Source organism: Janthinobacterium sp. NKUCC06_STL (assembly GCF_019345455.1).
GTDB classification, from domain to species: domain Bacteria; phylum Pseudomonadota; class Gammaproteobacteria; order Burkholderiales; family Burkholderiaceae_D; genus Janthinobacterium; species Janthinobacterium rivuli.
Window position 1 is genome coordinate 1 of the sequence record NZ_JAHKQY010000015.1, and the last position, 24579, is coordinate 24579.

Here is a 24579-nt window from a genome sequence, read left to right on the forward strand (position 1 = left end):
GATTGATGTCGTGCAGGATGGCGATGACGGCGTGGCCGCGCCCGGCTTGCTGGGGCGCCCCGGCAGCCAGGTCGCCACGCAAAATGGCAGCGGCGCCGGTGTGGGCGGCGGCATGGCGCAGGGCGGCGGACGCGGCCAGGGCCAGGGCGGCATGCGCCAGTCCAGCGGGCGCTGGGCGCGCCAGGGCCACAAAATCGTCCTGTACGGCGTCTGACATCATGGCCATCGGCGCTTACGCTGCCTGGATGCTGGCGCAGGAGGCACGCTCGCTGCTGACCCGGCTGGCGCGGCTGGAGCCGTTCGCGCTGATCGAACCGACGGTGCTGGCGGCCGCCCTGATGCCCAGCGCCCAGTCGGCCATCGAAAGCCAGCTGGTGCAGGGCCGGCGCGAACTGCGGCGCATGGTAGCCCAGTTCCAGTGGTGGTTGCGGCGCGAGCACGCCGACGGCGCCAGCATGGCCACGGCCGCCGAGGCGCAGCGCCGCTTTACCTTCCTGCGCCTGAAGTTCAATGCCGCGCTGACCCAGTTCGACCTGTTCAACGAAGTCATCACGCAGCGCAGCGAGCACAAGACGGGCGTGTGGCTGGCTGGCCTCGACATCGTTGCCGCCGATGCGCTGGCGCTGCCCGGCAATGTGTATCAGGCGCCGCCCGTGATCTGCTACCTGGACCGGGGACCGGGCGCGGCCATCCGCCGTGCGCGCACGCGCCTGCCGGGCGGCGGCGACAATCCCGTCGCCATCATCCGCCTGCCGCGCGAACGCATGATCGGCAGCAGCATCGCCTCGTCGCTGGTGCACGAGGTGGGCCACCAGGGTGCGGCGCTGCTGGATCTGGTGGCGTCCTTGCGGCCCGTGCTGCAAGCGATGCAGCACGGCGGCAGCGGTGCCGTACACGTATGGCAGCTGTGGGAACGGTGGATATCCGAAATCGTGGCCGATTTCTGGTCGCTGGCGCGGGTGGGCGTGGCCGCCACCCTGGGACTGATCGGCGTGGTCAGCCTGCCGCGCGTGTTTGTCTTCCGCCTCAATATCGACGATCCCCACCCGGTGCCATGGCTGCGGGTGCGCCTGAGCTGCGCCATGGGGCGGGCCTTGTATCCGCACCCGCAGTGGGACCGCCTGGAGCAGCTGTGGCTGTCGTACTACCCGTTGACGGGTCTGCCGCCTGCCCGGCAGCGGCTGCTGGAACAGTTGCAGGCCAGCATGGCTGCCCTCGTGGGCTTGCTGGTGCAGCACCGGCCGCCAGCCTTGCGCGGCGGCTCGCTGGTCGAGGCCATGGCCGTGCACACACGCCAGCCGGCCATGCTGGCGCAGCTGTTTCGCAGCTGGACCCTGGCGCCGGCGCAGATGTACCAGGCGACGCCAACCCTGGTGTTCGCCGTGCTGGGCCAGGCGCGCGCCAGCGGCACCTTGAGCCCGGAAGACGAAAGCGAGCTGCTGGGACGTTTGCTGAGCCACTGGGCCCTGCGCAGCACGCTGGACACGTCGGAGCTGTGCGCCGATGTCGTGCGGCATGGCCGCCAGTCCGGCAGGCCGCTGCCGCCCCTGGCGTCGCGTTTGATTATCCATTGAGGAGAATGACATGAGCAGCAAGATAAGCAGCAATATGGGTGGCAAGATGAGCAGCAAGAGCGGGGCGGCGGGCCAGGCCGGTCCGAAACACCACGGCGGCAGCATCGCTGTCACCGTACACGAACAGGACAGCGGCGTGAGGGTCGTCAATGCCGCCATCAGCCTGTATCGGGGCATGGATGCCGATTGCCATCTGTTCAATGCCGCCACCTGGGTAGCCGATTCCGCCATGCTGGTGGGCGTGCGCTGGACCGACGGCACCGGCCGCACCGTGTTTGCCGACCTGGCGACGGGCAGCTACGTGGGGGTGTATGGCAATTTCCCCGCCACGGCGCCCCAGTGCGTGATGGTGCAGGCCGGTTGCAGCGCCGTGCTGTGCTTCACGCCCCAGCTCAATCCCCAGGTGGGACTGGTGTTCGAGACAGCCGATTGCCAGCCCAGCGACTGCCATTTCGGCAGGGTGGGCGACCGCGCCGTGGCCACCGTTTCCTTTGACGGCGATCAAAGCGCCGATGGGCGCGACCAGGTGCAGGTGCTGGCCGCCGCGCCATGGGTGCCCATGCGCGGCGCGGCGAATACCTTTTCCACCCCCGTGCGGCGCGCCGGCATGCACCGTTTCATGGGGCAGATGATGCTGTCGCAGCGGCCCGAATTGCGCAGCGCCTTGCCCGTGCCCGAAGGGCTGAGCCCGAACGCCATGCTGGCCGTGGATGCGGAATACGAGACGGAAGAGCGCCAGCCGCAACCCATCTCGGGCAATGTGGGCGTGTCGCTGACGCGCACGGAAACGGAGCCGACGGAAGACTTGCCGCTGTGGACCTTGATACGCAACAGCACCGAGGCGATGTCGTTTACCAATTACCTGCATTTCATGGACAGCCTGTTTTGCGGCGACCTGGCCAATGTGCGCGGTTTCGAGCAGGAGCGCTTCGTCAAAAAGGCCGAGGTGTTCCAGCAGCTCAAGCAGCGCCGCGCGCTGCCGTTTTCCGATGCCGATTCTTACCGCGTGCTGAAAGTGGCGACGGAAGCGTTCGTGATGGTCAATTGCGGCGTGCTGAACCAGCCGCTGGCCTTCAATCCGGCCGAGGACAACGCCTACCTGGACCGGCGCGACATACCCCAGGGACGCGACCTGGAAACCGTGCTGCGCAACGATTACCTGGAAAACATCGACGGCTTCCAGACCTTGCCCTACCTGGCCGTGATCCGCCGCAAGCTGCCCGACATTCCCATCAGCATCCCGCGCGGCCAGGAAGGCGAAGTCGACCTGTGCTTTGGCATCATCCAGGAAAAGCTGGCCAATCCTTGCCTGCTGGAACTGATCTGGTCCTACTGGCATGAAGAGGGCATGCTGGTGCAAACCATGAACGCCATCGCGCAGCGCTTCCAGAACCTGCGCGCGCCGGGCAACCATCTCGATCCCCTGTCGAACACGGAAATCGACATGTTGCGTCCGCTGAATAATTTACTCTGGGGATACACGCAGGATGAACAGCATCGGCTGACCGTGATGCGCCGGAACTATGAGTATGACCATCACTACGGTGTGCGCCTGGACGGCAAGGCAGTGCAGCACTTCCGGCCAGCCGATAGCCGCTCCAAATTCCTGGAGGCCTTCCACCACTTGCTGCGCCTGCTCACTTCGTTCTACAAGCAGGATGACGACACCACCGTGAAGGCGGACGCCTTCCCCGTGCTGAATGCCTTGAAAGAGATCCACCTGATCCTGTCGCAGGGCGCGCACAACCAGTTCGGCGACTTGCCGTCGACGGCGCGCATCGAGATGCTGATGCAGCAATGGATGCTGGCGCGGCCCGAGTTCCGTGAATTCTTGCCGACGCGCGTGATGGTGGCGTATCCGGAACCGTGGATGGACAGGGTTGACGCCATGAAGAAACTGCAGGGCTGGACGGATACGAGCGTGATGCACTTCCGTAACCTGGCCATCTTTGGCGAGCAATTGCTGCTCTCCGTGCGCTATGGCAACTGGAGCGACATTTATGAACCGACGCAGGCCTTCAACTGGGCGCGCTTCTGGCGCCCGCAGGTGCAGGGCTATATCCACGGTTACCGCGCCGCCACCGGGGTCGATTTGTCCGTCGACAGCAGCGACCCGGTGGTCGAATCGACGATGCCCTCGGTGCTGCTGCGCCAGCGCCTGAGCCAGCAGCTGCGCAGCGTCTAGGGCGGGAGGGGACGCGTGCATGCTCGACTTTAGCAGTGCCCTGTACCTGGGCATGCGCCATCCGGCAGCCGCGCTGGCGCCGTGGAGCAGCTTGAGCCTGGGCCAGCCGGCCGCGCTGCAGGAACCGCCCGGCGCGCAGGCTCTGGCCATGGACCTGGCTGCGCTGCAAGGCTGCGAAGCGGCCTGCGTGCTGCCGTCGACCCTGCATTTGTTCTGGGACCTGTTCGGCATGCTGGCTGCCGAGCGGCTGGTGATCCTCGTCGATGGCGGCAGCTACGCCATCGCGCGCTGGGGCGCCGAGCGGGCGCAGGCGCTGGGCTTGCCGCTGCGATTGTTTCCCAGCGGCGAGATGGCGGCCTTGCGGCAACTGGTGGAAACCTGGGGCCGGCAAGGGCGGCGTCCCCTGATCCTGGCCGATGGCTATGTGCCGGGCAGCGAACAGATCTTGCCGCTGGCCGGCTATGCGGCCCTGGCGCAGCAGGGCGGCGGTTATCTGTTGCTGGACGACACGCAGGTGCTGGGCGTGATGGGTACACAGGGCGGCGGCTCGGCGCGGCTGCATGGCTTGCATGGAGAATCGCTGATCGTCGGCGCCTCGCTGGCCAAGGGATTTGGCGTGCCGCTGGCCGTGCTGGCCGGCAGCCGCAAGCTGTTGCGGCGCTTCGCGGCGCACAGCCAGACGCGCGTGCACGCCAGTCCGCCGTCGGCCGCCGTGCTGGCGGCGGCGCGGCGCGCGCTGGCGCTCAATGCGCGCCATGGCGACGTTTTGCGCGCCAGGCTGGCGGACAGGGTGGCGCAATGGAAGACGGGGATGGCGGCGGCCGGCATCGTTTGCCGCGGTGGCAGCTTCCCCGTGCAGCGCCTGCCCGGCCGCGCCCATTTGCAGCCACCCTTGCACGCAGCGGGCGTGCTGGCGCTGGCGCAAGCGGGGAATGGTCCCGGCGCGCTGACTTTTTTGCTGCGGGCGGACCAGACGCCGCGGCAACTGGAACAGGCGATGAACTTGCTTGAACATCACATCAGGAGGCGATATGCACGAAGCGTTTGAAGTGCTGCCCTTTGCGGGGCAGCCGGGAGCGGCCGGCGAACAGGAATGGTCGCAAGAGTGGTCGCAGGAGTGGCAAGGGGAGGAAGAGGGCGAGTGGGAAGGTGAATGGGAGAGTGAGTGGGAGCGTGGATGGGAAGGCGAGCGTGCGCGCCCGGGCGGCGGACGCGGTGCCATGCCCATGCGCGGTGGCGGATTGCGCGCAAGGCCACCGCTGCGGGGGCCGCGCCGTCCCGCGCCGCCACGTTACCAGGGCCAGGGGCGCCGGCCGCCACGCTATCCGCCGCCACCCTTGCCGTATCCGCCGCGCTACCGGGGCTGGGGCGGCTATGGCGCCATCTATCCCACCATTTATCCCACCATGGATACGGCGCCGTATCCCGTGTCCGGCGGCCAGCAGGAGCCGGCGCAGGACCAGGATCCAGACCAGGACCAGGATGGCGACCAGATGCAGGGTGAAGTGCCACCCATCCTGGCGTCCACCCTGGGCCGTGTGCCGGGCGCGGCCGCCTTGCGCTACCAGGCTGTGGGTGCGATTCCGCAGGCCGTCAACGATGCGAAGGCCACGGGGCCGGGCCTGTATGTGATCGAGTTCGACACCAAGGATGGCCGGCGCGCTTACAGTGGCCAGACCGATGATTTGCGGCGGCGCCTGAAACAGCACCACCTGTGCGGCAAGATGATGGGCATGGACATGAGCGCGCACGACGTATACGTGGCGCCGCTATCCTCGGCCGCGCAGCGGCGCAGCATGGAAAAGGATATCCACAGCGACATGTTTACCCACCGGCGCGGCGTGCTGACCAACCAGCGGCGCGAACTGGAAATGGCCGTGCTCGGTGAAATGTGGGGTTGACACCAGCACTTGATGACTGCGAAGGAGACCATCATGCACCAACTCGAATGCGAATGTGCGCAATGCCGGCAGCGGGCCGGCGCCGCGTTTGAAGTGCTGGAGTTCGGCCGGGACTGGCCCGGCAAGGGCCGCGCGCCGGCTGTCTTGAGCGAAGAGGAAGAATTGCAGTTGGCCATGGAGTTGCTGGAAGTGTCCAGCGAAGAGGAACTGGAACAGTTTCTCGGCAATGTCTTCAAGAGCGTGTGGAAGGGCGTCAAGAAGGTGGGCGCTACCCTTGCCAAGGTGGCCAAGCCGCTGGGCGGCGCCTTGAAAGCCGTGGCCAAGACGGCCTTGCCCTTTGTCGGTGGCGCCCTCGGCTCGATGATACCGATACCGGGCGTGGGCACAGCGCTCGGGTCGGCCCTGGGGCGCGCGGCCAGCAATGCGCTGGAACTCGAAATGGAGAGCGCAGCGCCGGCCGACCGCGAACTGGAACTGGCGCGCCGCTTCGTGCGCATCGCGGGGCAGGCGGCGCGCCTGGCGGCCGACGGCGACGGCAGCGCGGGCGCCGTGGAAAGCGCGCTGACGCGGGCCCTGCACCAGCAATTGCCGCACTTTCGCTCGCCTGCGCCGCAGCAGGAAGATGAAAGCGGACGCTGGCGCCGGCGCGGCAACCGCATCGTCGTCATGGGCGACTGGCAATAGCGTGGCACGATGATCATCGATTGCCACTGCCATGCGGGACCGGGCGACGGCTTGAGCGGGCCGTGGGACAGCGATGCGCCGCTGCCAGCCTACCTGCGCCGCGCCCAAGCGGCCGGCATCGCCCGCAGCGTGCTGTTCGCGACCTTCCACTCCGACTACGCCATCGCCAACCATGGCGTGGCGCGCCTGGTCGCGTCCGATCCACAGCGTTTTTACGGCTTTGCCTTCGTGCATGCGCGGCGCGACCGGGGCCGCATCCAGGACATGGTGCGCACGGCCGTCGAGCGTTACGGCTTTGTCGGCATCAAGGCGCACCGGCTTGACGCGCGCATCAGCGGCGAACTGTGCGAGGCGGCGCGCTTCTTCGGCTTGCCCGTGCTGTACGACCCGGCCGGCGAGGTGGCCGTGGCGGAATTGCTGGCGCAGCAGTATCCCGACGTAAACTTTATCCTGCCGCACCTGGGCAGCTTTGGCGATGAATGGGCTGCACAGCTGGCGCTGATCGACCATCTGGTGCGCCACCCTAACATCCATACGGACAGCTCGGGCGTGCGCCGCTTCGACTTGCTGGGGCAGGCCGTGCGCCGTGCGGGACCGCACAAGGTCCTGTTCGGTTCGGACGGCCCCTGGCTGCATCCGGGGCTGGAATTGCACAAGATTCATCTGCTGGGCTTGCCGCCAGCCGATGCCGCGCTCATCCTGGGGGAGAATTTCCTGCGGCTGGCAAGGCTGGGCTAGACACCGCAGCCGTCGCCATCGCAGGCACGGACGCCTGTGATGGCAACAATGACAGCGGCCGCTCGACGAGCAGGAACAGTGTCATTGCCGGTGGCAGGCTGAGAACCAGCATGAGCGGCATCAACAGTAAAAAGAAGGCCAGGCCATGCGCTTGCGGCGGATGAAACAGCGCCAGCGCCAGGAAGGCGCCTTTCAGCGCCAGGCCGTGGATCAGATAGTAGGAATAGCTGATATTGCCCAGCCAGCGCAAGGGCGTCCAGCAAAACAGGCGCGCCAGCCAGTTGGCGCGCGCCTGGAAGCAGCACAGGCAAAGCAGGAAAAAGGCACACGCCAGCAATGCCAGTTTCAGCAGCAGTGCCAGTGGCAGCAACAAACAGCCCAGCGCGCACGGCACGGCGCAGGCGGCCAGTGCGGGGGGCGGCGCGCGCCAGGCGGGCGCTGCCAGCGCTTCATGGGCAAGGATGCCGGCGATAAACAGCAGCAAATGGGCGGGGCCGCCGAAGATGGCGAAGAGGCCGCCTGCCAGCAAGGTCAGCACGGCGAAGAAGCGGCCGCGCCAGCTGCGGCTGCGCCGGCGCAAATCGAAGACCAGGATGAGCAGGGGGATCAGCAGGTAATACAGCATTTCGTAGCTGAGCGACCAGGCCACGCTGATGAACGGTGGCGCCGCCGTGAAGCCGCTGAGCAACAGAAAATTGCTGGCCAGATAAGCGACTGCCTGCGGCCATGCCGCCGGTATCCTGCTTTCCGACGGCAGGGCCCACGACAGCAGCAGGTACAGGACGAAGACACAGCTGTAGACGGGATAGATGCGGCGCGCGCGGCGGCGCAGGTAGGGCAGCAGCGCTTGTTGGCGGGACATCAGCGAGCCATAGATCAGATAGCCGCTGAGCACAAAAAACAGGTCGACCCCGCATTGCCCATGCTGTGCAGGGCCGTCGCCAGCGGCGTGATGGCGTTGCCGTCGCCGCGCCATGGCGCTTCCAGGCTGACATAGTGGACAAGAAACACCAGCAGCACGGCCAGGCCGCGCAAGCCTTCCATGGCGCGCAGCTGCGGCGCCGCGCCGGGGCGCGACAGTTCGAAACAGGCGGACAGGCGATGGCAGGCTGGGCTGGACATGGGCCGACTATAGCCGTCTGGCTGTTGCCGGTCTTATGGTGGCACAACATCAGGCGGCGCCAGCTGCGCTGCGCAGCTGGCCGCCTTGCGGCGTATCTGCAGCGCGCGGTCGCTCACGCCCAAGCGGGCGGCGGCGCGCTGGTTGTTGCCGCCTTCCTCGGCCAGCACGAGGCGGATGGCCACATCGGTGGCGCAGCGCGTGATGTGCGACAGCTTGCAGTCCTGCGCCAGGGCTCGCCGCACGGCCGCCTCGAAGTGCTGGTCGGGCCAGGGCGGCGCCAGCAGCCGTTCTTCGGGCGGCAGGGCGCCGATGGTGATGGGGCCGGGGCCGCAATGGCGGTGCCAGATGCGCGTGACGGTCTGGCGCAGTTCGCGCACATTGCCCGGATAGTCGCGCAGCAGCAGGTATTCCCTCACGGCGGCGTCCAGCGCGGGCGGCGGCCGTTGCGCCAGTTCGGCGAGGAAATGCCGGGCCAGCGGCAGGATGTCGTCCTGGCGCTCGCGCAGGGGTGGCGTCTGGCAGCGCCAGCCGGCGATGCGGTAATACAGGTCGGCACGGAAGGCGCCGCGCGCCACCTCGTCTTCCAGTTCGCGGTTGGTGGCGCAGACGAGCCGAAATTGCGTCGGCTGCCAGGTATTGCCGCCCACGCGCTTGTATTTGCGCTCCTGGATGGCGCGCAGCAGCTGCGCCTGCAGGGGCAGTTGCAGTTCGCCCACTTCGTCGAGGAACAGCACGCCGCCGTCGGCCAGGGCAAACGCGCCGTCGCGCGCCGCCGCCGCGCCTGTAAACGCGCCCCTTTCGTGGCCGAACAGTTCGCTGCCGGCCAGTTCCGGCGACAGGGTGGTGCAGTCGAGAATGGTGAAGTCGCCCCTGCAGTTGCCGAGACGGTGAACCAGTTGCGCCAGTAAATCCTTGCCCGTGCCCGTTTCGCCCGTGATCAGCATCGGTGCCTGGCTGAAGGCGGCCATTTCCACCACCTGGTGCAGCAAGGCGGTCCAGGCCGCGCTGTCGCCCACCAGCTGCTGGCGCACGGCGCCGGACGCCAGCAACTGCGCCACGGCTTGCCAGCGCTGCAGGCGCGCCAGCACCTGGCCCGTATCGATGACGCCGCCAGGCCACAGCAGCACATCGAGGGCGCCAGCGGCCATCAGGGCGCGCTGCTGCGCGCAGCTCGGGGGATGGCCGCAGGCGGCAATGGCCAGCACGCGCGCATGGCGGCACAGCACCGGCAGCGCTTGCAGCAGCACGCTATCGGCTTCGGCAAACAGCACGATGCCCGCACCGTCCTCGTCGCCATCGTGCCGCCGGGCTACAGTTACCTGAGCCTGCTTCAAGGCCGTCATCAGCAAGGCGCCGCTGCCAGCCGCCGCCTGCTGCATAATCTCCAGCCAGACCTTGAGCGCCATATGCCAGCCATCACGAGGGCATGAGTGGCCCATCTTAGAAGTCCGACACCCCAGCCGTTTGATCTGGCGCAAGCGTGCGCGGTAGCCCGTAATGAAAAACGCCGCCTGATTTGCATCAGGCGGCGCCATTAATGAAGTTCAACGAACGTCAACGTCTTTAGACGTTCTCGTCCAATTTCACGCAATCAACAAAATATCCGCGCTTGCCATCGACTTCGCGTTTCACCAGACCATGCACATCCGTCTCGAAGCCCGGGAAGCGCTCGTTGAAGTCGCGCGCGAAGCGCAGGTAGTCGACGATGGTCTTGTTGAAGCGTTCGCCCGGGATCAAGAGCGGGATGCCCGGTGGATACGGCGTCAGCAGGATGGACGTGATGCGGCCTTCCAGTTCGTCGATGGCCACGCGCTCGATTTCGCGGTGCGCCATCTTGGCGAAAGCGTCCGATGGCTTCATGGCCGGGATCATGTCCGACAAATACATTTCCGTCGTCAAACGTGCCACGTCGTAGGCCTTGTAGAAATCGTGGATTTGCTGGCACAGGTCGCGCAAGCCCATTTTTTCATAGCGTGGGTTGGCCGCCGCAAATTCCGGCAGGATGCGCCACATCGGCTGGTTCTTGTCGTAGTCGTCCTTGAATTGCTGCAAGGCTGTCAACAGGGTATTCCAGCGGCCCTTGGTGATGCCGATGGTAAACATGATGAAGAACGAGTACAGGCCGCATTTTTCAATGATGACGCCGTGCTCGGCCAGGTACTTGGTGACGATGGACGCGGGAATGCCCGTGTCACCGAACTGGCCGTCCAGCGACAGGCCCGGGTTGACGATGGTCGCCTTGATCGGGTCGAGCATGTTGAATCCGGGAGCCAGATCGCCGAAACCGTGCCAGTCATCCTCGGCGCGTATCATCCAGTCTTCCTGCTGGCCCATGCCTTCGTCGTTGAAGGTGGCCGGACCCCAGACCTGGAACCACCAGTCCTGGCCCCATTCCTGGTCGATCTTCTTCATGGCACGGCGGAAATCGAGCGCTTCCATGATCGATTCTTCCACCAGGGCCGTGCCGCCCGGCGCTTCCATCATGGCCGCGGCCACGTCGCACGAGGCGATGATGGAATACTGCGGCGACGTCGACGTGTGCATCAGGTAAGCTTCGTTGAAGGCGTCCTGGTCCAGCTTGACCGTGTCCGATTCGCGCACGAGGATTTGCGAGGCCTGCGACAGGCCGGCCAGCAATTTGTGCGTGGACTGGGTCGAGAAAATCATCGATTCCTTGGCGCGCGGACGGTCCTTGCCGATGGCGTGCATATTCTTGTAGAAATCGTGGAAAGTGGCGTGCGGCAGCCACGCTTCATCGAAGTGCAGGGTGTCGATCTTGCCATCCAGCATTTCGCGCAGGGTTTCCACGTTGTAGATCACGCCATCGTAGGTCGATTGCGTGATGGTCAGAATGCGCGGCTTCTTGTTCTTCGCTTCGCGCGCGAACGGATTTGCCTCGATCTTGCGGGCAATGCTTTCCGGCGTGAATTCATGCAGCGGGATAGGACCGATGATGCCCAGGTGATTGCGCGTCGGCATCAGGAACACGGGAATGGCACCGCACATGATGATCGAGTGCAAGATCGACTTGTGGCAATTGCGGTCGACGACGACGATGTCGCCTGGCGCCACGGTCGAGTGCCACACCATCTTGTTCGAAGTCGAGGTGCCGTTGGTGACGAAATAGCAATGGTCGGCATTGAAAATGCGCGCCGCATTGCGCTCGGACGCGGCGACCGGACCCGTATGGTCGAGCAGCTGGCCCAGCTCTTCGACGGCGTTGCAGACGTCGGCGCGCAGCATGTTTTCACCGAAGAACTGGTGGAACATCTGGCCGATCGGCGACTTCAGGAAGGCCACGCCGCCCGAGTGGCCGGGGCAATGCCACGAGTAGGAACCGTCGTTGGCGTAGTGCACCAGCGCGCGGAAAAATGGCGGCGACAGGCCGTCCAGATACGATTTCGCTTCGCGGATGATGTGGCGCGCGACGAATTCCGGCGTATCTTCGAACATGTGGATGAAGCCATGCAGTTCGCGCAGGATATCGTTCGGAATATGGCGCGAGGTACGCGTTTCGCCGTACAGATAAATAGGGATGTCGGCGTTCTTGTAGCGGATTTCCTCGACAAAGGCGCGCAGCGACTTCAAGGCGTGGTCGGTTTCCTCGATGGAACCGCCGCCGAATTCTTCATCGTCGATCGACAGCACGAAGGCTGACGCGCGCGATTGTTGCTGGGCAAATTGCGACAAATCGCCGTAGCTGGTCACGCCCAGCACTTCCATGCCTTCTTTTTCCATTGCGGCGGCAAGGGCGCGAATGCCCAGGCCGGACGTATTTTCAGAACGGAAATCCTCGTCAATGATGACGATAGGGAAACGAAATTTCATGCATGTCTCCAAAAAAGCAAGCCGCCCCTGACTTATGTGGAGGGGCGGACTAGGGCGCGACAGCCAGGCGGTAACGCAACCGGGCAGCCGCAGAAAAAAAATAAGAACGGGATTCTCGCAGAAATGCGGCCTCTGCGGGAAAAAAATATCACCCCACAGCGTCACAAGCTTGCACTAGCGTGACGCATGGGTGTGACAGGGGTATTACAGCAACATTCTGCTAACCACTTTCAACCTTATCAGGCTTTGCGTTCCAGCGTGACAAAGGCGTAAGGCAGGCCGGATTTCTCCGACACGTGCACCTCGCGCGCGGTTTCTTGCCACACAGCATTCTCCAGGGCAGGGAAAAAGGCGTCGCAGTCAAAGGTCTGGCCGATTTCCGTGATGATCAAACGCTGTGTCAAGGGCAATGCCTGCTTGTAGATTTCCGCGCCGCCGATGACATAGCCTTGGTTGCCGTCCAGCAGGGCGATGGCCGCTTCCACCGACGACACCGCTTCCACGCCCTCGTGGCGCCAGTCCGGATTGCGCGTGATGACGATGTTGCGGCGGTTCGGCAGCGGGCGGCCGATGGAATCGAAGGTCTTGCGGCCCATGAGGATGGGGTGGCCCGTTGTCAGACGCTTGAAATGCGCGAGGTCTTCCGGCAATTTCCACGGCAGGGTGTTGTCGATGCCGATGCCGCCTTGCTGGTCGGTGGCGACGATGATGGTCAAATGGCTCATTGGTTCTGTGAAAAAGGTGGGGGCGTAGCCCGATGCCCGTCATTATCGTTGAAATTGCCGGCGGCCTCCAGATGCGCACGCATGGCGTCGGCCAGCGGCCCCGGTGCTTCCAAGGGAATCATGTGGCCGGTATCGTCTTTCAGGATGTGCAATGTGGCTTGCGGCAGGCGCTCCGCCATGGCGCGCAGATCGTCGGGACGGACGAGCTTGTCGTCTTCGGCGCCCACGATCAGCACGGGGAAACCGAGTTCCGGCAAGCGCGCCATCAGGTCGGGGCGGTCTATGGTGGTGATGAATTGCGCCAGCAGCACGTCCTTGCCCAGGTCCAGCCCCATCTGCTGGATCAGGCCCGTGATGGCGGCATCGTCCAGGTGTGACGGGTGCAGCAGTTCGCGCAGGCGCTGGCGCGTGATGCCCGTATAGGCATTGCGCTCGAGCATGGCGACGATACGCTGGCGCGCGTCGACTTCCGCCGGCAGCAAACCTTGGGCTGAATTGGCGATCAAAGTAAGGGATTTCACGCGCCGCGGGTGCGCCAGCGCGTGTTCGAGCGCCAGGTAGGCGCCCAGCGAAAAGCCCACCAGATGGGCGTGTTGGGCGCTGTGGCTGGCGATCATCTGCTGCATCTGCGGGCGCGTGCGCGCCTGGTGCAGAGGCACGTGCCGCAGATCGAAGGCGTCGCCCAGGGCAGGCGCCAGGCGCGACCACAGGCGCGCGTCGCACAGGGTGCCAGGAATGCAGTCGAGCCGTGTCTTTGTATTGTTCAACTTGGTATTGTTCAAGGACAAGCCTGGGTTCAAGGAGGGTGAAATTTTTTGTCGAGTGGCATTATCCGCCATTTTTCACCTCGAGGCAGCGGCTCGGTATTTTCCTCATGGCATTATTTTCAATAGTGCGCGGCTGGCAAGCCGTCACTTTATGGTAGGCTCATGGCTCATCAAGCCGGGGTGCCGGCGACGTGACCTGAAACACCGAATGCAACCCTTAGCAACCAACCTTATTAAATAAAGAGGAAACACCATGGCGATCAGTTTGCAAAAAGGCGGCAATGTCAACCTGAGCAAGGAAGCTCCTGGCTTGAAGAAAATCGTGATTGGCCTGGGCTGGGACCCGCGCGCCACCGATGGCGCCGCATTCGACCTGGACGGCAGCGCCTTCCTGCTGAAAACGGATGGCAAGGCCCGTTCCGATGCCGATTTCATTTTTTATAACAACCTGAAGTCGGCTGACGGCTCCATCGTCCACGCGGGCGACAACACCACGGGCGGCGGCGATGGCGACGACGAGAAAGTTTCCGTCGACCTGGCCAACGTGCCGGCCGATATCGACAAGATCGCCGTGGCCGTCACCATCCACGACGCGGAAAACCGCAAGCAGAATTTCGGCATGGTCGGCAAGGCCTATATCCGCTGCCTGAACGGCGACAACGGCGCGGAAATCGCCCGTTACGACCTGTCGGAAGACGGCTCGACGGAAGCGGCCATGATCTTCGGCGAAATCTACCGCGCCGGCAGCGAATGGAAATTCAAGGCGATCGGCCAGGGTTTCAAAGGCGGCCTGGGCCCTCTGGCCCGCTCTTTTGGTATCAACGCATAAAAACACCTGTCAAAACCTACTGCGCGTCGCGATTTGCGGCCTCCGATGCTCACTGTGCTAAAGCACAGCTCCGCGTCTCGGCCACAACTCGTTGCCGCTCGCTACGGTTTTGTCAGGCGTTTCAACGCATATGTACATTCGTACTGTCTTCGGACGACGCGCCTTGCCCTGAGCCGTTGTCCGAAGCTCTCACATCTGAATAAATAGTCCCATGGAAAACCTGATCAAGGGGCAGCGCCTGGCGCTGTCCGGCCTCGTCACGGGCAATGTCGTGCAACTGGGCCTCGCCAGCGCCGGCGTGGCGCTCGATTTTGCCTGTTTCGGCCTCGATGCCGCCGGCAAGCTGTCCGACGACCGCTACATGACTTTCTTTAACCAGCCGCGCACGCCGTGTGGCGGCGTGGAAACCGCGGCGCCGTCCGGCGATGCGGCCGGTTTCAGCTACCAACTGGAGCGTTTGCCCGCCTCCATCGAACGCCTGGTCGTCACGGCCGCCATCGATGGCGCTGCCACCATGGCGCAGCTGGGCAGCGGCCATCTGCGCCTGCTCGACGGCGGGCGCGAGCTGGCCCGCTACACATATGCGGGCGCTGATTTTGCGCAGGAAAAAGCCGTCATGCTGGGCGAGTTCTACCGCAAGGACGGGAGCTGGCGCTTCATGGCCGTGGGCCAGGGTTTCAACGGTGGCCTCGATGCGCTGGTCGCCCATTTTGGCGGTGTAGTGGCGCAGGCGGTTGCTGAACCTGAACCGGCGCCGCCGCCCAAGATTTCCCTGTCGAAGATTTCACTGACCAAGGCGGGCCAGACGCACAAGGTGTCGCTGGAAAAGGGCGCGGGCGCGCCGAAAAAACTCACCGTCAAGGCCAGCTGGGTCGATAACGGCGATGGCGACGACGATAACGACGACCTTGATTTGCGGGTCGGCATCCTCTTGCCGAACGGCCAGATGCGCTTCATCCAGGCGCCCGATACGCCCGGCAACTTTGATACGATGCCCTTCGTGCGCCACCTGGGCGACGTGGCGGGCGCATCGGGCAAGGAGCCGGCCACGGAAACGGTGGAAGTCAATCCCGCGCTGGCGCAGCATTACGGCGGTACGGTGGGCCTCGTCTTCAGCGTGTATTCGGCGGTGGCCAATGGCGCCGTCTCGGTCGCGTCCATGCGGCCGAAGATGGTCATGCAATATGGCGAGCAGATCGTCGAGTGCGCGTTCGATTTCCGTTTGTCCAAGGCGGCCGACGACGATACCGTCTACACCTATGTGATCGGCATGGCGCGCATCACGCCCGACAGCATCATTCTGGAACCGTCGGGCAAGACGTCGGAACCGGGCAGCGAAGCGACGCCATGGCTGAGCTGGCAGGGCGACAGCCTGCAACTGGCCTTCAACGGTCCCGTCGTTTTCAAGGGCGAGGACAAGGAAGATGAAGATGATTGCAATGCGGACAATCCACGCCGCTATATCGCCTAGGAGGCACTGATGGAAACCTTGTCCAAGGGACAGCGCTTGCCGCTGGCCAATCTCGTTCCCGATGGCGTGCTGCAGGTCGGCGTGGCCGCGCAGGGGCTGGCGCTCGACGTGGCCTGCTTCGGCCTCGATACGGCCGGCAAGCTGTCCGACGAACGCTACATGACCTTTTTCAACCAGCCGCGCACGCCGTGCGGCGGCGTGGAAGCGCGCGCGGGCAGCGCCGGTGACATGGCCGAGTTTGCCTTGCAACTGGCGCGCTTGCCGGCCAGCATAGACCGCCTCGTCCTGACGGCGTCCATCGATGGCGGCGGCGTGATGTCGCAGCTGCAAGCTGGCCACGTGCGCCTGCAGGCGGGAGGACGCGAGCTGGCCCGTTTCGCCTTCGCGGGATCTGATTTTGCGCAAGAAAAAGCCGTCATGCTGCTTGAACTCTACCGCAAGGATGGCGGCTGGCGCTGCATGGCCGTGGGGCAAGGTTTTAATGGGGGACTCGATGCGCTGGTGCGCCACTTCGGCGGCGAAGTCGATCAGGCCGCGCCAGCCGCTGCTGCCACCCCTGCGGCGGCGTCGGCCGTCATGCAGGCGAAGATCAACCTGGAAAAGCGCGTGGAACGGGAAGCGCCGCAACTGGTCAGCCTGGTCAAGCAGGCCGGCGTGTCGCTGCAAAAAGTGGGACTGTCGGAGCACCGCGCCAAGGTGTGTCTGTGCCTCGACATTTCCGGCTCCATGGGGCGGCTGTATAAAGAGGGACTGGTGCAGCGCTTTGCCGAACGCATTCTGGCCCTGGGCTGCAAGTTCGACGACGATGGCGAGATCGATGTTTTCCTCTTCGGCAAAAACGTCCACCATCCGGCGCCCATGGCTTTAAGCAATTGCAATACCTACGTGGGCCAGGCGATACAGCGCCATCCGCTGGAAGGCGACACGCGCTACGGCGCCGCCATGCAGGCGATACGCGCATTTTATTTCCCCGACGCTGCCGGCGACGAGCGCACGCGCCCCGTCGCGGCCGAGTTACCCGTGTACGTCATGTTCGTGACCGATGGCGGCACGAGCGACCAGGCGACGACGGAGAAACAATTGCGCTGGGCCAGCAATGAGCCCATCTTCTGGCAATTCATGGGCATCGGCAAGGGGCGCAAGTCGAAAAGCAAGTTTCTTTCCGCCTTTGCCGATTCCGACTTCCCGTTCCTGGAAAAGCTCGATGAATTGCAGGGCCGCCTGGTCGACAATGCCAATTACTTTTCCGTCAGCTCGCCCGACGAGCACAGCGATGCGGAACTGTATGATTTGTTGATGACGGAATATCCGGGCTGGCTGAAACTGGCGCGCGGCAATGGCTTGCTGAGGTAGTGGTCATCGGATGAGGCTGTATGACCACAAGTGCAAGAGATTTGTAAATTGAAGTAAATAACAATGGTTCGCATTTGCTTTGCGCAAGGGAGTCGTGGCATGCTGGAACTGTGCCCATGCCTGTGCCCTCACGCCACGGCGTAGTGCCTCATCCGTAGCGTCTCCATTATTTTTTAAGCAAATGCATAAAATCCTCTTTCACTGTCTGGCGGGCGGCAGCCTGCTCGTCTCCGGCGCCGCCGTCCAGGCCCAAACCACGACTACCAGCGGCGACACCGTCGTCAAGCCCGCACCAGCCAAGGCGCCCGTCGCCGCGTCTACGCCTTCCGTCAGCGTGACGGCCGAACGTCCCACGGGCCGCATCGACCGGCAGGTTTACGACGTCAAGTCCGACGTGGGCAGCAGCAACGGCACGGCGGCCGATGCCTTGAACAATGTGCCGTCGGTCGCCGTCGATCCCGATGGTTCCGTATCGCTGCGCGGCAGCAGCAATGTGCAGATATTGATCGATGGCAAGCCCTCAGCCATGCTGCAGGGCGATTCGCGCGGCGCCACCCTGAACGCCATGGCGGCCGACGATATCGAATCGGTGGAAGTGATCAACAATCCCGGCGCCCAGTTTGGCAACGAGGCCGGTGGCGGCCCCATCCTGAACCTGGTGATGCGGCGCAACCGCAAGCCGGGCGGCTTTGCCACCGTCAACGCGAATGCGGGCATCGCAGGGCGCTACAACAGTGCCGTGTCCGGCACCTACAACGAAGGTCCGTGGGGCTACCAGGGCGGCATCAATGTGCGCCATGACGGCCGCAATTCCGTGGGCGAGGTCAGCCGCGAACGCCTGGAACGCGACACTGGCGCTTTCGCCCCCAGCAGCCAGCAGTCCAGCAACAATGGCTTGAATGACTCGCTGGGCTTGCACGGCACCGTCAATTACAACCTGAACGCCAACGACACCCTGGCCGCCAGTGTGTCGTATAACGGGCGCAGCAACGACCAGCGCTCGCTCGACCGCTACATCAACGGCGACAGCACGGGCAGCACCATCGGCGACTATGTGCGCAGCACCGTGCGCAACGGCGACAGCCGCAACACCAGCTGGGGCGCGCGCTACGACCACAAGGGCGAGTTGCCGGGCGAAACCCTCAAAATCGACTTGCGTGTGTCCTCGTCGACCAACGAGAGCGACAGCGATTACGCCAATACCTACGCGCTGGCCCCGGCCTATGCCTTCGACAGCCGCGCGCGCCAGCACAGCGAGACGGGCAACCGCATCGTCGACTTCAGCGGCGACTACGAGCGTCCGCTGGCGGGCGGCACGGCCAAGCTGGGCTACAAGGTGGCCGACAACAAGAGCAGTTTTGACACTTTATATACGGACATCAACCCGGCCAGCCTGCTGGAAACCGTCAACCCCATGCGCAGCAACCGTTTCGAGCTCGACGAGCGCACCATCGCGCTGTACGGCTCCTACCAGATGCGCCTGAGCGAACGCTGGGGCGCGCTGGCTGGCTTGCGCGCCGAATACACGGACTTGAACGTGCGCCAGATCACCAGCGGCAGCGAGGCCAGCAACAATTACGTCAACTATATTCCCAGCCTGTTTGCTACCTATAAAGTCAGCGACGAGAGCAATGTGCGCTTCAGCTATGCGCACCGCATCCGTCGCCCGAATGCGGGCGACCTGAATCCGTACGTGGTCTACCGCGATGAGTTCAATGTGTCGGCCGGCAACCCGAAGCTGAAACCGACGCAGACGGATTCGTTCGAGATCGGCTATGAAACGAAAATCGCGGGCCTGGAAAGCAGCTTGCGCGCCTATCACCGGCGCGACACGGACGCCATCGTCGATTACCGCTACTTTATCAGCGACAATGTGCTCTTGACCACGCGGGAAAACGGCGCAGGCAGCCATTCTAGCGGCCTGGAATTCAGCGTCAGCGGCAAGCTGACGCCATCGTTGACCTTGAACACGAGCGGCAACCTGGCGCGCAGCCAGCAAACGAGCTCGGACGACCTGGGCAACCGCAGCACGCGCACGGCGAATGCCCTGAGCGGCCGCGCGCGCCTCAATTACCAGTTCAACACCGCCAACCAGCTGCAGCTGGCCCTGCAAATGCAGGGCAAGATGCTGTCGGGGCAGGGCTACCGCTCGCCGAACAATACCTTGAATGTGAGCTGGCGCCACACGGTGACGCCGCAGCTGAGCCTGGTCATGAATGTGACCGATGTGTTCAGCAGCAACAAGATGGAAACCGTCATCAACAGCGCCTCGCTGCGCGAGACGAGCACGCGGCGCTTCGATGGACGGATGATTTATGTGGGGCTGTCGTACCGCCTGGGCGGCACCACGTCGGCGGCGAAAGAGGGCGAGCGCGAGCCGCGTTTCGGTCCGCCGGGCGGACGCGGCCCAGGCGGCCCCGGTCCGGGCGGGCCGGGAGAAGCAGGCTAGACCGCCAGCGCGATTTCTTGCAGGAAGTCGATGAAATCGTCCGTATGCTGCTCAAAGCGCCATTCGCCCGTGCCATGGCTGGCGCGGTACACGGGCAAGTCGCCGTCGATGCTTCTTTCTTCCAGATGCACACAGTACGGGTCGCCGCCCGCATCGGCAATCACCACCAGCTTCGGCGGCCAGCCCGCGATTGCGTGATGGCGCTCGGGATGGACGGAGTAGCCGTGCTGGGCCTTCACCAGCTCGGCCGCGCCGTACAGGTGCAGGCCCTGGGGAAAGCGCTTGCCGTCGACATGCACGCGCAGCGGCGAATACCATTCCAGGAAGCGGCGGTATATCTCCGGCAATACCCAGTGCGCGTCGATGGCGGCCATGTCCTCGGCGCTGGCGAGCGTCAGCCAGTTCGACGGTTGCGCCAGGTCCTGTTCGCGCTGGCGCCGCAGCGCCAGTTGTCGTTCCAGGAAGGTGGCTGCCTTTTCCAGGCGCGACAGCGGCTGGGTCAGCGAGTAATGCGTGGCGGGCGCCTTGTAGCCTGCACCGTCCGGGTAGCCATCCGCTTGCCAGGCCAGCACGGCGCTGAGTCGCAGCTGCTCTGCCTTCCAGTGGCCGGGATCGGCAGGCAAGCCCTGGTCAAACGGCTGGCGGCTGAACACGGCCAGGCTCTTGATCGCCTTGGCGCGCACTTCCAGGCTGGTGGCGCTCGACGCCGCCAGCGCCACCAGGGGCGCATATGCGTCCACGCCTGTACTTTTCAGCAAGCCATCTACGGCCCAGTACGCCAGTGCGGGCTGCTCCAGTGCCCAGGTGAAAAAGGCCGCATGTTGACTGCCTTCCACCAGATGCACGATATCGCTCATCAAAAAACTGCGCCAGTGCAGCAGTTGCCCATCGCGCGCATACGCCATCAGGATCTCGAGCACGGCCAGCCGCTCGTCCGCGGCATGCTTTTTGATCAGCCGCTCTTTCAGCCGGGCGAACTTGCTGCCATCCGTTTCGTCAAACAGCTTGCGGTGCAGGGCGGCGAGTGCTGTGACTGCCATCAGACGGCCATCGCGGCCTTGATCGGCGCGTGATGTTCATAGCCTTCCAGCGAGAAATCCGATGGCTCGATCTTTTCCAGCCACTCCGGCTCGTACTTGCCCGTCTTGGCATAGTCGGGCACGCGGTCGGAAATGACGAAGCGCGGCGCCGGGAACGGCGTGCGCTTCAATTGTTCTTCCACCATGTCGAGGTGGTTCTCATAGATGTGCGCGTCGCCGATGAAATAGGTGAACCAGCGCGGCGTGTAGCCCGTCAGGCGTGCCACCAGGTGCAGCAGGGCTGCGCCTTCGGCGATGTTGAACGGCGTGCCCAGGCCGATATCGTTGCTGCGCACATATAAACACAGCGAGATTTCGCGCGTGCTGGCGTTCGGGATGAACTGGTACAGCAAGTGGCAGGCGGGCAGGGCGACGGCGTCCAGCACGGCCGGGTTCCAGCCGTGGAACAGGATGCGCCGGCTGCCCGGGTTCGTCATGATGGTGTCGAGGCACTCGCGCAACTGGTCGACGGCCTTGTACAGCAGCACTTTTTGCACGCCGTCTTCGACGATGGGGGCGATCAAGGTAAAACCGTTCGCTTGCGCGTCGGCAATTTGCGCGGGCTGGTCGGCGGCCAGCAGTTTATAGGCGGGCCACTGGCGCCATTGCACGCCGTACACGGGACCGAGGTCATCCTCGCCTTCGCGGTAGGGGTTGGCCAGCCATTGCGCATTTTCATTCGCGTTCTGGTCCCAGACTTTACAGCCCAGCGCGCGGAACTCGGCCGCGTTGCGCGAGGCGCGCAGGAAGGCGCACAATTCGCCGATCACGGATTTGAAAGCCAGTTTCTTGGTCGTCACGGCAGGGAAATTGCCATTAGCCAAGTCGAAACGCATCATGGCGCCCGGCACGCTCAGGGTGCGGATGCCCGTGCGGTTGTCTTGCCAGCTGCCCGTTTCGAGCACGGTCTTGATCAAATCTTGATATTGCTGCATGTATTTCTCCAACGGTAAGGATGGTGATTGTAACGCAGGCGCGACAGGCGGGCCGCGGCCCACGCACATAATTACGCTGCTGTCTTACCTGCAAACATGACTCTGTGGTAATTTGTGTGTCCTTAAAGAAATACACAGAAACGGCAGATGCTGCACCATGTTCTTGCGACAATTTGTAAATAATAACAACGCCGCCGTGGTGGAGATGAGCAGGGCCGATTTTCTCAAAGCCAACCTGCGCCTGATCCTGGCCTGGCCCTTGCTGGGGCTGGTCCTGTGCGCGGTACTGTGGACGGCCACCTTGCTGCAGCTGGAGGCGGAAAAGAAGGTGGCGCAGCAGCAGGCGCTCGACGGCGTGTCCTCGTTGTCGAAAGCATATGGCCAGTATCTGCTGCGCACCCTGGAGCAGATGGACCAGCTGACCTTGCAGCTCAAGTATGAGTGGGAAAACTCGCGCGGCCACTTGCGTCTCGATCAATTGAAGATGCAGGGCATGTATGCCTTGCCGCAATTTGCCATCGTCGCCATCCTCGACCGCAAGGGCCACCCGGTGACGGCCACGGCGCCGCTGCAGCGCCTGCGCGTCAACGAGCGCAGCGATTTTTTGTTGCGCCACTGGCGCAGCAATTCCAGCGCGCTGCGCATCGCGCTGGGGAGGGTCAATGCGGCCAATGCGGACGATGCAGCCACGGTCCCCGGCGCCGACGAAAGCCTCGTGCATTTCACGCGCCGGCTGGAAGATGAGGATGGCAATTTCGACGGCGTGCTGCTCATTTCCATTCATTCCAGCTATTTTTCCGAATTCTACAACAGCGTCAATTTTGGCAAGTTCGGCATGTCGGCCATGGTGGGCGAAGAGGGCGAGCTGTTCAGCACGCGCCTGGGCGCGCGCGTGCTGCCGACCCGGCGCGGCCAGGGCACGCCATTCCTCGACACCAGCTTTCTGGAAACGGAGAGCGGCGCCATGCATTCCGGCGGCAGGATCGCTTTTTCTGACAAGCAAAATCGCTATGTGGGCTGGCAGGCGCTGAAAGCCTATCCGTTTACGGCCGTGGTCGGACTGTCGGATGGCGAAATGCTGCATCCCTACGAGGAAACGCGCACGATTTATCTCGGCATTGCCTTCGCAGTCACCTTGCTGCTGCTGGCCTTTGCCGCCGTCGCCACCGTGCTGTCGCTGCGCCTGGCGTGGCGCCACCACCAGTCCGAAGGCGTGCGCAATGCCTACCGCATGGCCACCGAAGGCACGAGCGACGGCTTTTATATCATTGCCGCCTTGCGCGGCGCGGATGGCAGCATCCTCGATTTCGAGATGGTCGACTGCAACGAGCCGGGCGCCGGCTATTTTGGCGTGCGCCGCGAACAGCTGCTGGGCATGCGCCTGCAGTCGCGCGCCCATGAGCCGTATTTCCGCGACCTGATCCATAATTACCGGGCCGCCATGGTTTCCGGTTTTTCCGAGGAAGAGATCGAACTGCCGGAAGGCAACCCCTTCAAGCTGCGCTGGATACGCCGGCGCGTGGTGCGCAGCGGCGACCGCCTGGCCGTCACCCTGCAAGACATCAGCACGGCCAAGGAGCACGAGCGCGACTTGCGCCGCCTGGCCAATGAAGACGGCTTGACGGGCTTGCCCAACCGCTACTGGCTGCAGCAATTTCTGCCCGGCGCCCTGGGCCGCGCCGCCATCGCGCGGCACATGCTGGCGCTGCTGTTCATTGACCTGGACGGCTTCAAGGATATCAACGATACGCAGGGCCATGCCGAGGGCGACAAGGTGCTGCGCGCCGCCTCCTTGCGCCTGAAGGCCGTGCTGCGGCCGGGCGACCACGTGGTGCGCCTGGGTGGCGACGAATTCGTCGTCGTGCTCGACCCGGTGGAAGACGACAGCCGCGCCGAACAGGTGGCGCAGCGCATCGCCATCGCCTTCGACGAACCGTTTTACCTGGGCAGCGAACGCCACAAGATGGGCGCCTCGATCGGCATCAGCCTGTATCCGCGCGATGGCGCCGAGACGGATGTGCTGCTGAAGAACGCCGACATCGCCATGTATGCCGTGAAAGTGGCGGGCAAGGGCCATCACCGCTTCTTCCAGCCGGAACTGTTCGAAACCATCCGCAACCGCCGCGAACTCGAGCAAAGCCTGGTGGCGGCGCTGGAGCAGGACCAGTTCCTCGTCGTCTACCAGCCGCGCGTCGACGCCATGAGCGGCCAGCTGTGCAGCATGGAGGCGCTGGTGCGCTGGCACCATCCGCAACATGGCATGGTGCCGCCGCTGGAATTCATCCCCGTGGCCGAGAGCAGCGGCCTGATTTCGCAGCTGGGCGAAGTCGTCATCGAAAAGGTGTGCCTGCAGATGGCGCGCTGGCAGGCCAGCGGGCTGGAACTGGTGCCCGTGTCCATCAACGTCTCGGCGCGCCAGTTCGGCCGCGGCGACGTGCACCAGGTGCTGGCGTCTGCCCTGACGCGCCACCGCATCGATGCGCGGCTGATCGAGGTGGAAATCACGGAATCGGCCATGATGGATGAACAGAACCGCGCCGTGGAGCAGCTGTCTGCCATCCGCGCGCTGGGCGTGCGCCTGCTGGTCGACGATTTCGGCACCGGATACTCGTCGCTGTCGCAGCTGCAGAAGTTCGCCATGGATGGCTTGAAGATCGACCGCGCCTTCACCATGGAGCTGGGCCGCTCGGAGCAGGGCGAAGTGTTCGTGCGCGCCATCCTGTCGATGGCGCATGCGCTGGGCATGAGCGTGGTGGCCGAAGGGGTGGAGACGCGCGAGCAGCTCGACATCCTGCGCGCCCTGCAATGCAACGAGGTGCAGGGCTATTTTATCTCGCGCCCCGTGCCCGCCGAACAGATGCTGTCGCTGATGCATCAGCGCTTTCTGATACCGCTGCCAGCCCCTGCGCTGGCACTGTAGAACGGCGCGATGGACGAG

19 protein-coding genes and 1 pseudogene are annotated in these 24579 nt (G+C 64.0%); 12 read left to right on the forward strand and 8 right to left on the reverse strand.

Annotated features, from left to right (window positions below; genetic code table 11):
- The 7 genes and pseudogenes from KO539_RS28330 to KO539_RS28360 all read left to right on the forward strand — a co-directional run.
- Window positions 1–214 (forward strand): annotated as a pseudogene (locus KO539_RS28330) (hypothetical protein); the annotation flags it as partial.
- 4 nt (window positions 215–218) lie between these two features.
- Window positions 219–1574 (forward strand): hypothetical protein, encoded by a 1356-nt coding sequence (locus KO539_RS28335; RefSeq protein ID WP_219313534.1) that lies wholly within the window; start codon window positions 219–221, stop codon window positions 1572–1574.
- A 10-nt stretch (window positions 1575–1584) separates the two neighbouring features.
- The gene (locus tag KO539_RS28340; protein ID WP_219313536.1) at window positions 1585–3759 is read left to right on the forward strand and encodes a hypothetical protein; all 2175 of its coding nucleotides are present in this window, start codon (window positions 1585–1587) and stop codon (window positions 3757–3759) included.
- A 19-nt stretch (window positions 3760–3778) separates the two neighbouring features.
- Window positions 3779–4807, forward strand: coding sequence for an aminotransferase class I/II-fold pyridoxal phosphate-dependent enzyme (locus tag KO539_RS28345; RefSeq protein ID WP_219313538.1), 1029 nt, complete (start codon window positions 3779–3781; stop codon window positions 4805–4807).
- Complete coding sequence (locus KO539_RS28350; RefSeq protein ID WP_219313540.1) at window positions 4791–5660, forward strand: GIY-YIG nuclease family protein; 870 nt, start codon at window positions 4791–4793, stop codon at window positions 5658–5660. The genes KO539_RS28345 and KO539_RS28350 overlap by 17 nt, the downstream gene beginning before the upstream one ends.
- Before the next feature lie 33 nt (window positions 5661–5693).
- Window positions 5694–6344 (forward strand): hypothetical protein, encoded by a 651-nt coding sequence (locus KO539_RS28355; protein WP_219313542.1) that lies wholly within the window; start codon window positions 5694–5696, stop codon window positions 6342–6344.
- Window positions 6345–6353: 9 nt separating this feature from the next.
- A complete protein-coding gene (locus KO539_RS28360; RefSeq protein ID WP_219313544.1) occupies window positions 6354–7082 on the forward strand; it encodes an amidohydrolase family protein in 729 nt (242 codons plus the stop codon).
- Here KO539_RS28360 and KO539_RS28365 read toward each other — a convergent pair.
- The 6 genes from KO539_RS28365 to KO539_RS28390 form a co-directional block, all read right to left on the reverse strand.
- Window positions 7039–8058, reverse strand: a complete 1020-nt coding sequence (locus tag KO539_RS28365) for an acyltransferase (protein ID WP_257626529.1) — start codon at window positions 8056–8058, stop codon at window positions 7039–7041. The genes KO539_RS28360 and KO539_RS28365 overlap by 44 nt on opposite strands.
- Entirely contained in the window at window positions 7959–8204 is a 246-nt protein-coding gene (locus KO539_RS28370) for a hypothetical protein (protein ID WP_219313548.1), read from the reverse strand. The genes KO539_RS28365 and KO539_RS28370 overlap by 100 nt, the downstream gene beginning before the upstream one ends.
- Window positions 8205–8237: 33 nt before the next feature.
- Complete coding sequence (locus KO539_RS28375) at window positions 8238–9611, reverse strand: sigma-54 dependent transcriptional regulator (protein ID WP_257626530.1); 1374 nt, start codon at window positions 9609–9611, stop codon at window positions 8238–8240.
- Window positions 9612–9768: 157 nt separating this feature from the next.
- Window positions 9769–12033, reverse strand: a complete 2265-nt coding sequence (locus KO539_RS28380; RefSeq protein ID WP_099377431.1) for an arginine/lysine/ornithine decarboxylase — start codon at window positions 12031–12033, stop codon at window positions 9769–9771.
- A 239-nt stretch (window positions 12034–12272) separates the two neighbouring features.
- On the reverse strand, window positions 12273–12758 hold the full coding sequence (locus KO539_RS28385; protein ID WP_219313552.1) for a dihydrofolate reductase: 486 nt from the start codon (window positions 12756–12758) through the stop codon (window positions 12273–12275).
- Window positions 12755–13540, reverse strand: coding sequence for an alpha/beta fold hydrolase (locus KO539_RS28390; protein ID WP_257626531.1), 786 nt, complete (start codon window positions 13538–13540; stop codon window positions 12755–12757). Before KO539_RS28390 ends, KO539_RS28385 begins: the two co-directional genes overlap by 4 nt.
- 238 nt (window positions 13541–13778) lie before the next feature.
- On the opposite strand from KO539_RS28390, the gene KO539_RS28395 reads away from it, so the two are divergent.
- The 4 genes from KO539_RS28395 (at window position 13779) to KO539_RS28410 (ending at window position 19627) form a co-directional block, all read left to right on the forward strand.
- Window positions 13779–14354, forward strand: coding sequence for a TerD family protein (locus KO539_RS28395; RefSeq protein ID WP_219313556.1), 576 nt, complete (start codon window positions 13779–13781; stop codon window positions 14352–14354).
- 211 nt (window positions 14355–14565) lie between these two features.
- Window positions 14566–15825, forward strand: a complete 1260-nt coding sequence (locus KO539_RS28400) for a TerD family protein (RefSeq protein ID WP_219313558.1) — start codon at window positions 14566–14568, stop codon at window positions 15823–15825.
- A 9-nt stretch (window positions 15826–15834) separates the two neighbouring features.
- Window positions 15835–17178, forward strand: coding sequence for a VWA domain-containing protein (locus KO539_RS28405; protein WP_219313560.1), 1344 nt, complete (start codon window positions 15835–15837; stop codon window positions 17176–17178).
- A 181-nt stretch (window positions 17179–17359) separates the two neighbouring features.
- Window positions 17360–19627 (forward strand): outer membrane beta-barrel family protein, encoded by a 2268-nt coding sequence (locus KO539_RS28410; protein ID WP_219313562.1) that lies wholly within the window; start codon window positions 17360–17362, stop codon window positions 19625–19627.
- Here the strand turns inward: KO539_RS28410 and KO539_RS28415 are convergent.
- Both KO539_RS28415 and KO539_RS28420 read right to left on the reverse strand, forming a co-directional pair.
- Window positions 19624–20667, reverse strand: a complete 1044-nt coding sequence (locus KO539_RS28415; protein ID WP_219313564.1) for an SMI1/KNR4 family protein — start codon at window positions 20665–20667, stop codon at window positions 19624–19626. The two genes, KO539_RS28410 and KO539_RS28415, sit on opposite strands and share 4 nt — an antisense overlap.
- A complete protein-coding gene (locus KO539_RS28420; protein WP_099403180.1) occupies window positions 20667–21641 on the reverse strand; it encodes a thymidylate synthase in 975 nt (324 codons plus the stop codon). Before KO539_RS28420 ends, KO539_RS28415 begins: the two co-directional genes overlap by 1 nt.
- 157 nt (window positions 21642–21798) lie before the next feature.
- Between KO539_RS28420 and KO539_RS28425 the strand changes: the two genes are divergently transcribed.
- Window positions 21799–24561 (forward strand): EAL domain-containing protein, encoded by a 2763-nt coding sequence (locus tag KO539_RS28425; protein WP_219313566.1) that lies wholly within the window; start codon window positions 21799–21801, stop codon window positions 24559–24561.
- Window positions 24562–24579: the final 18 nt, after the last annotated feature.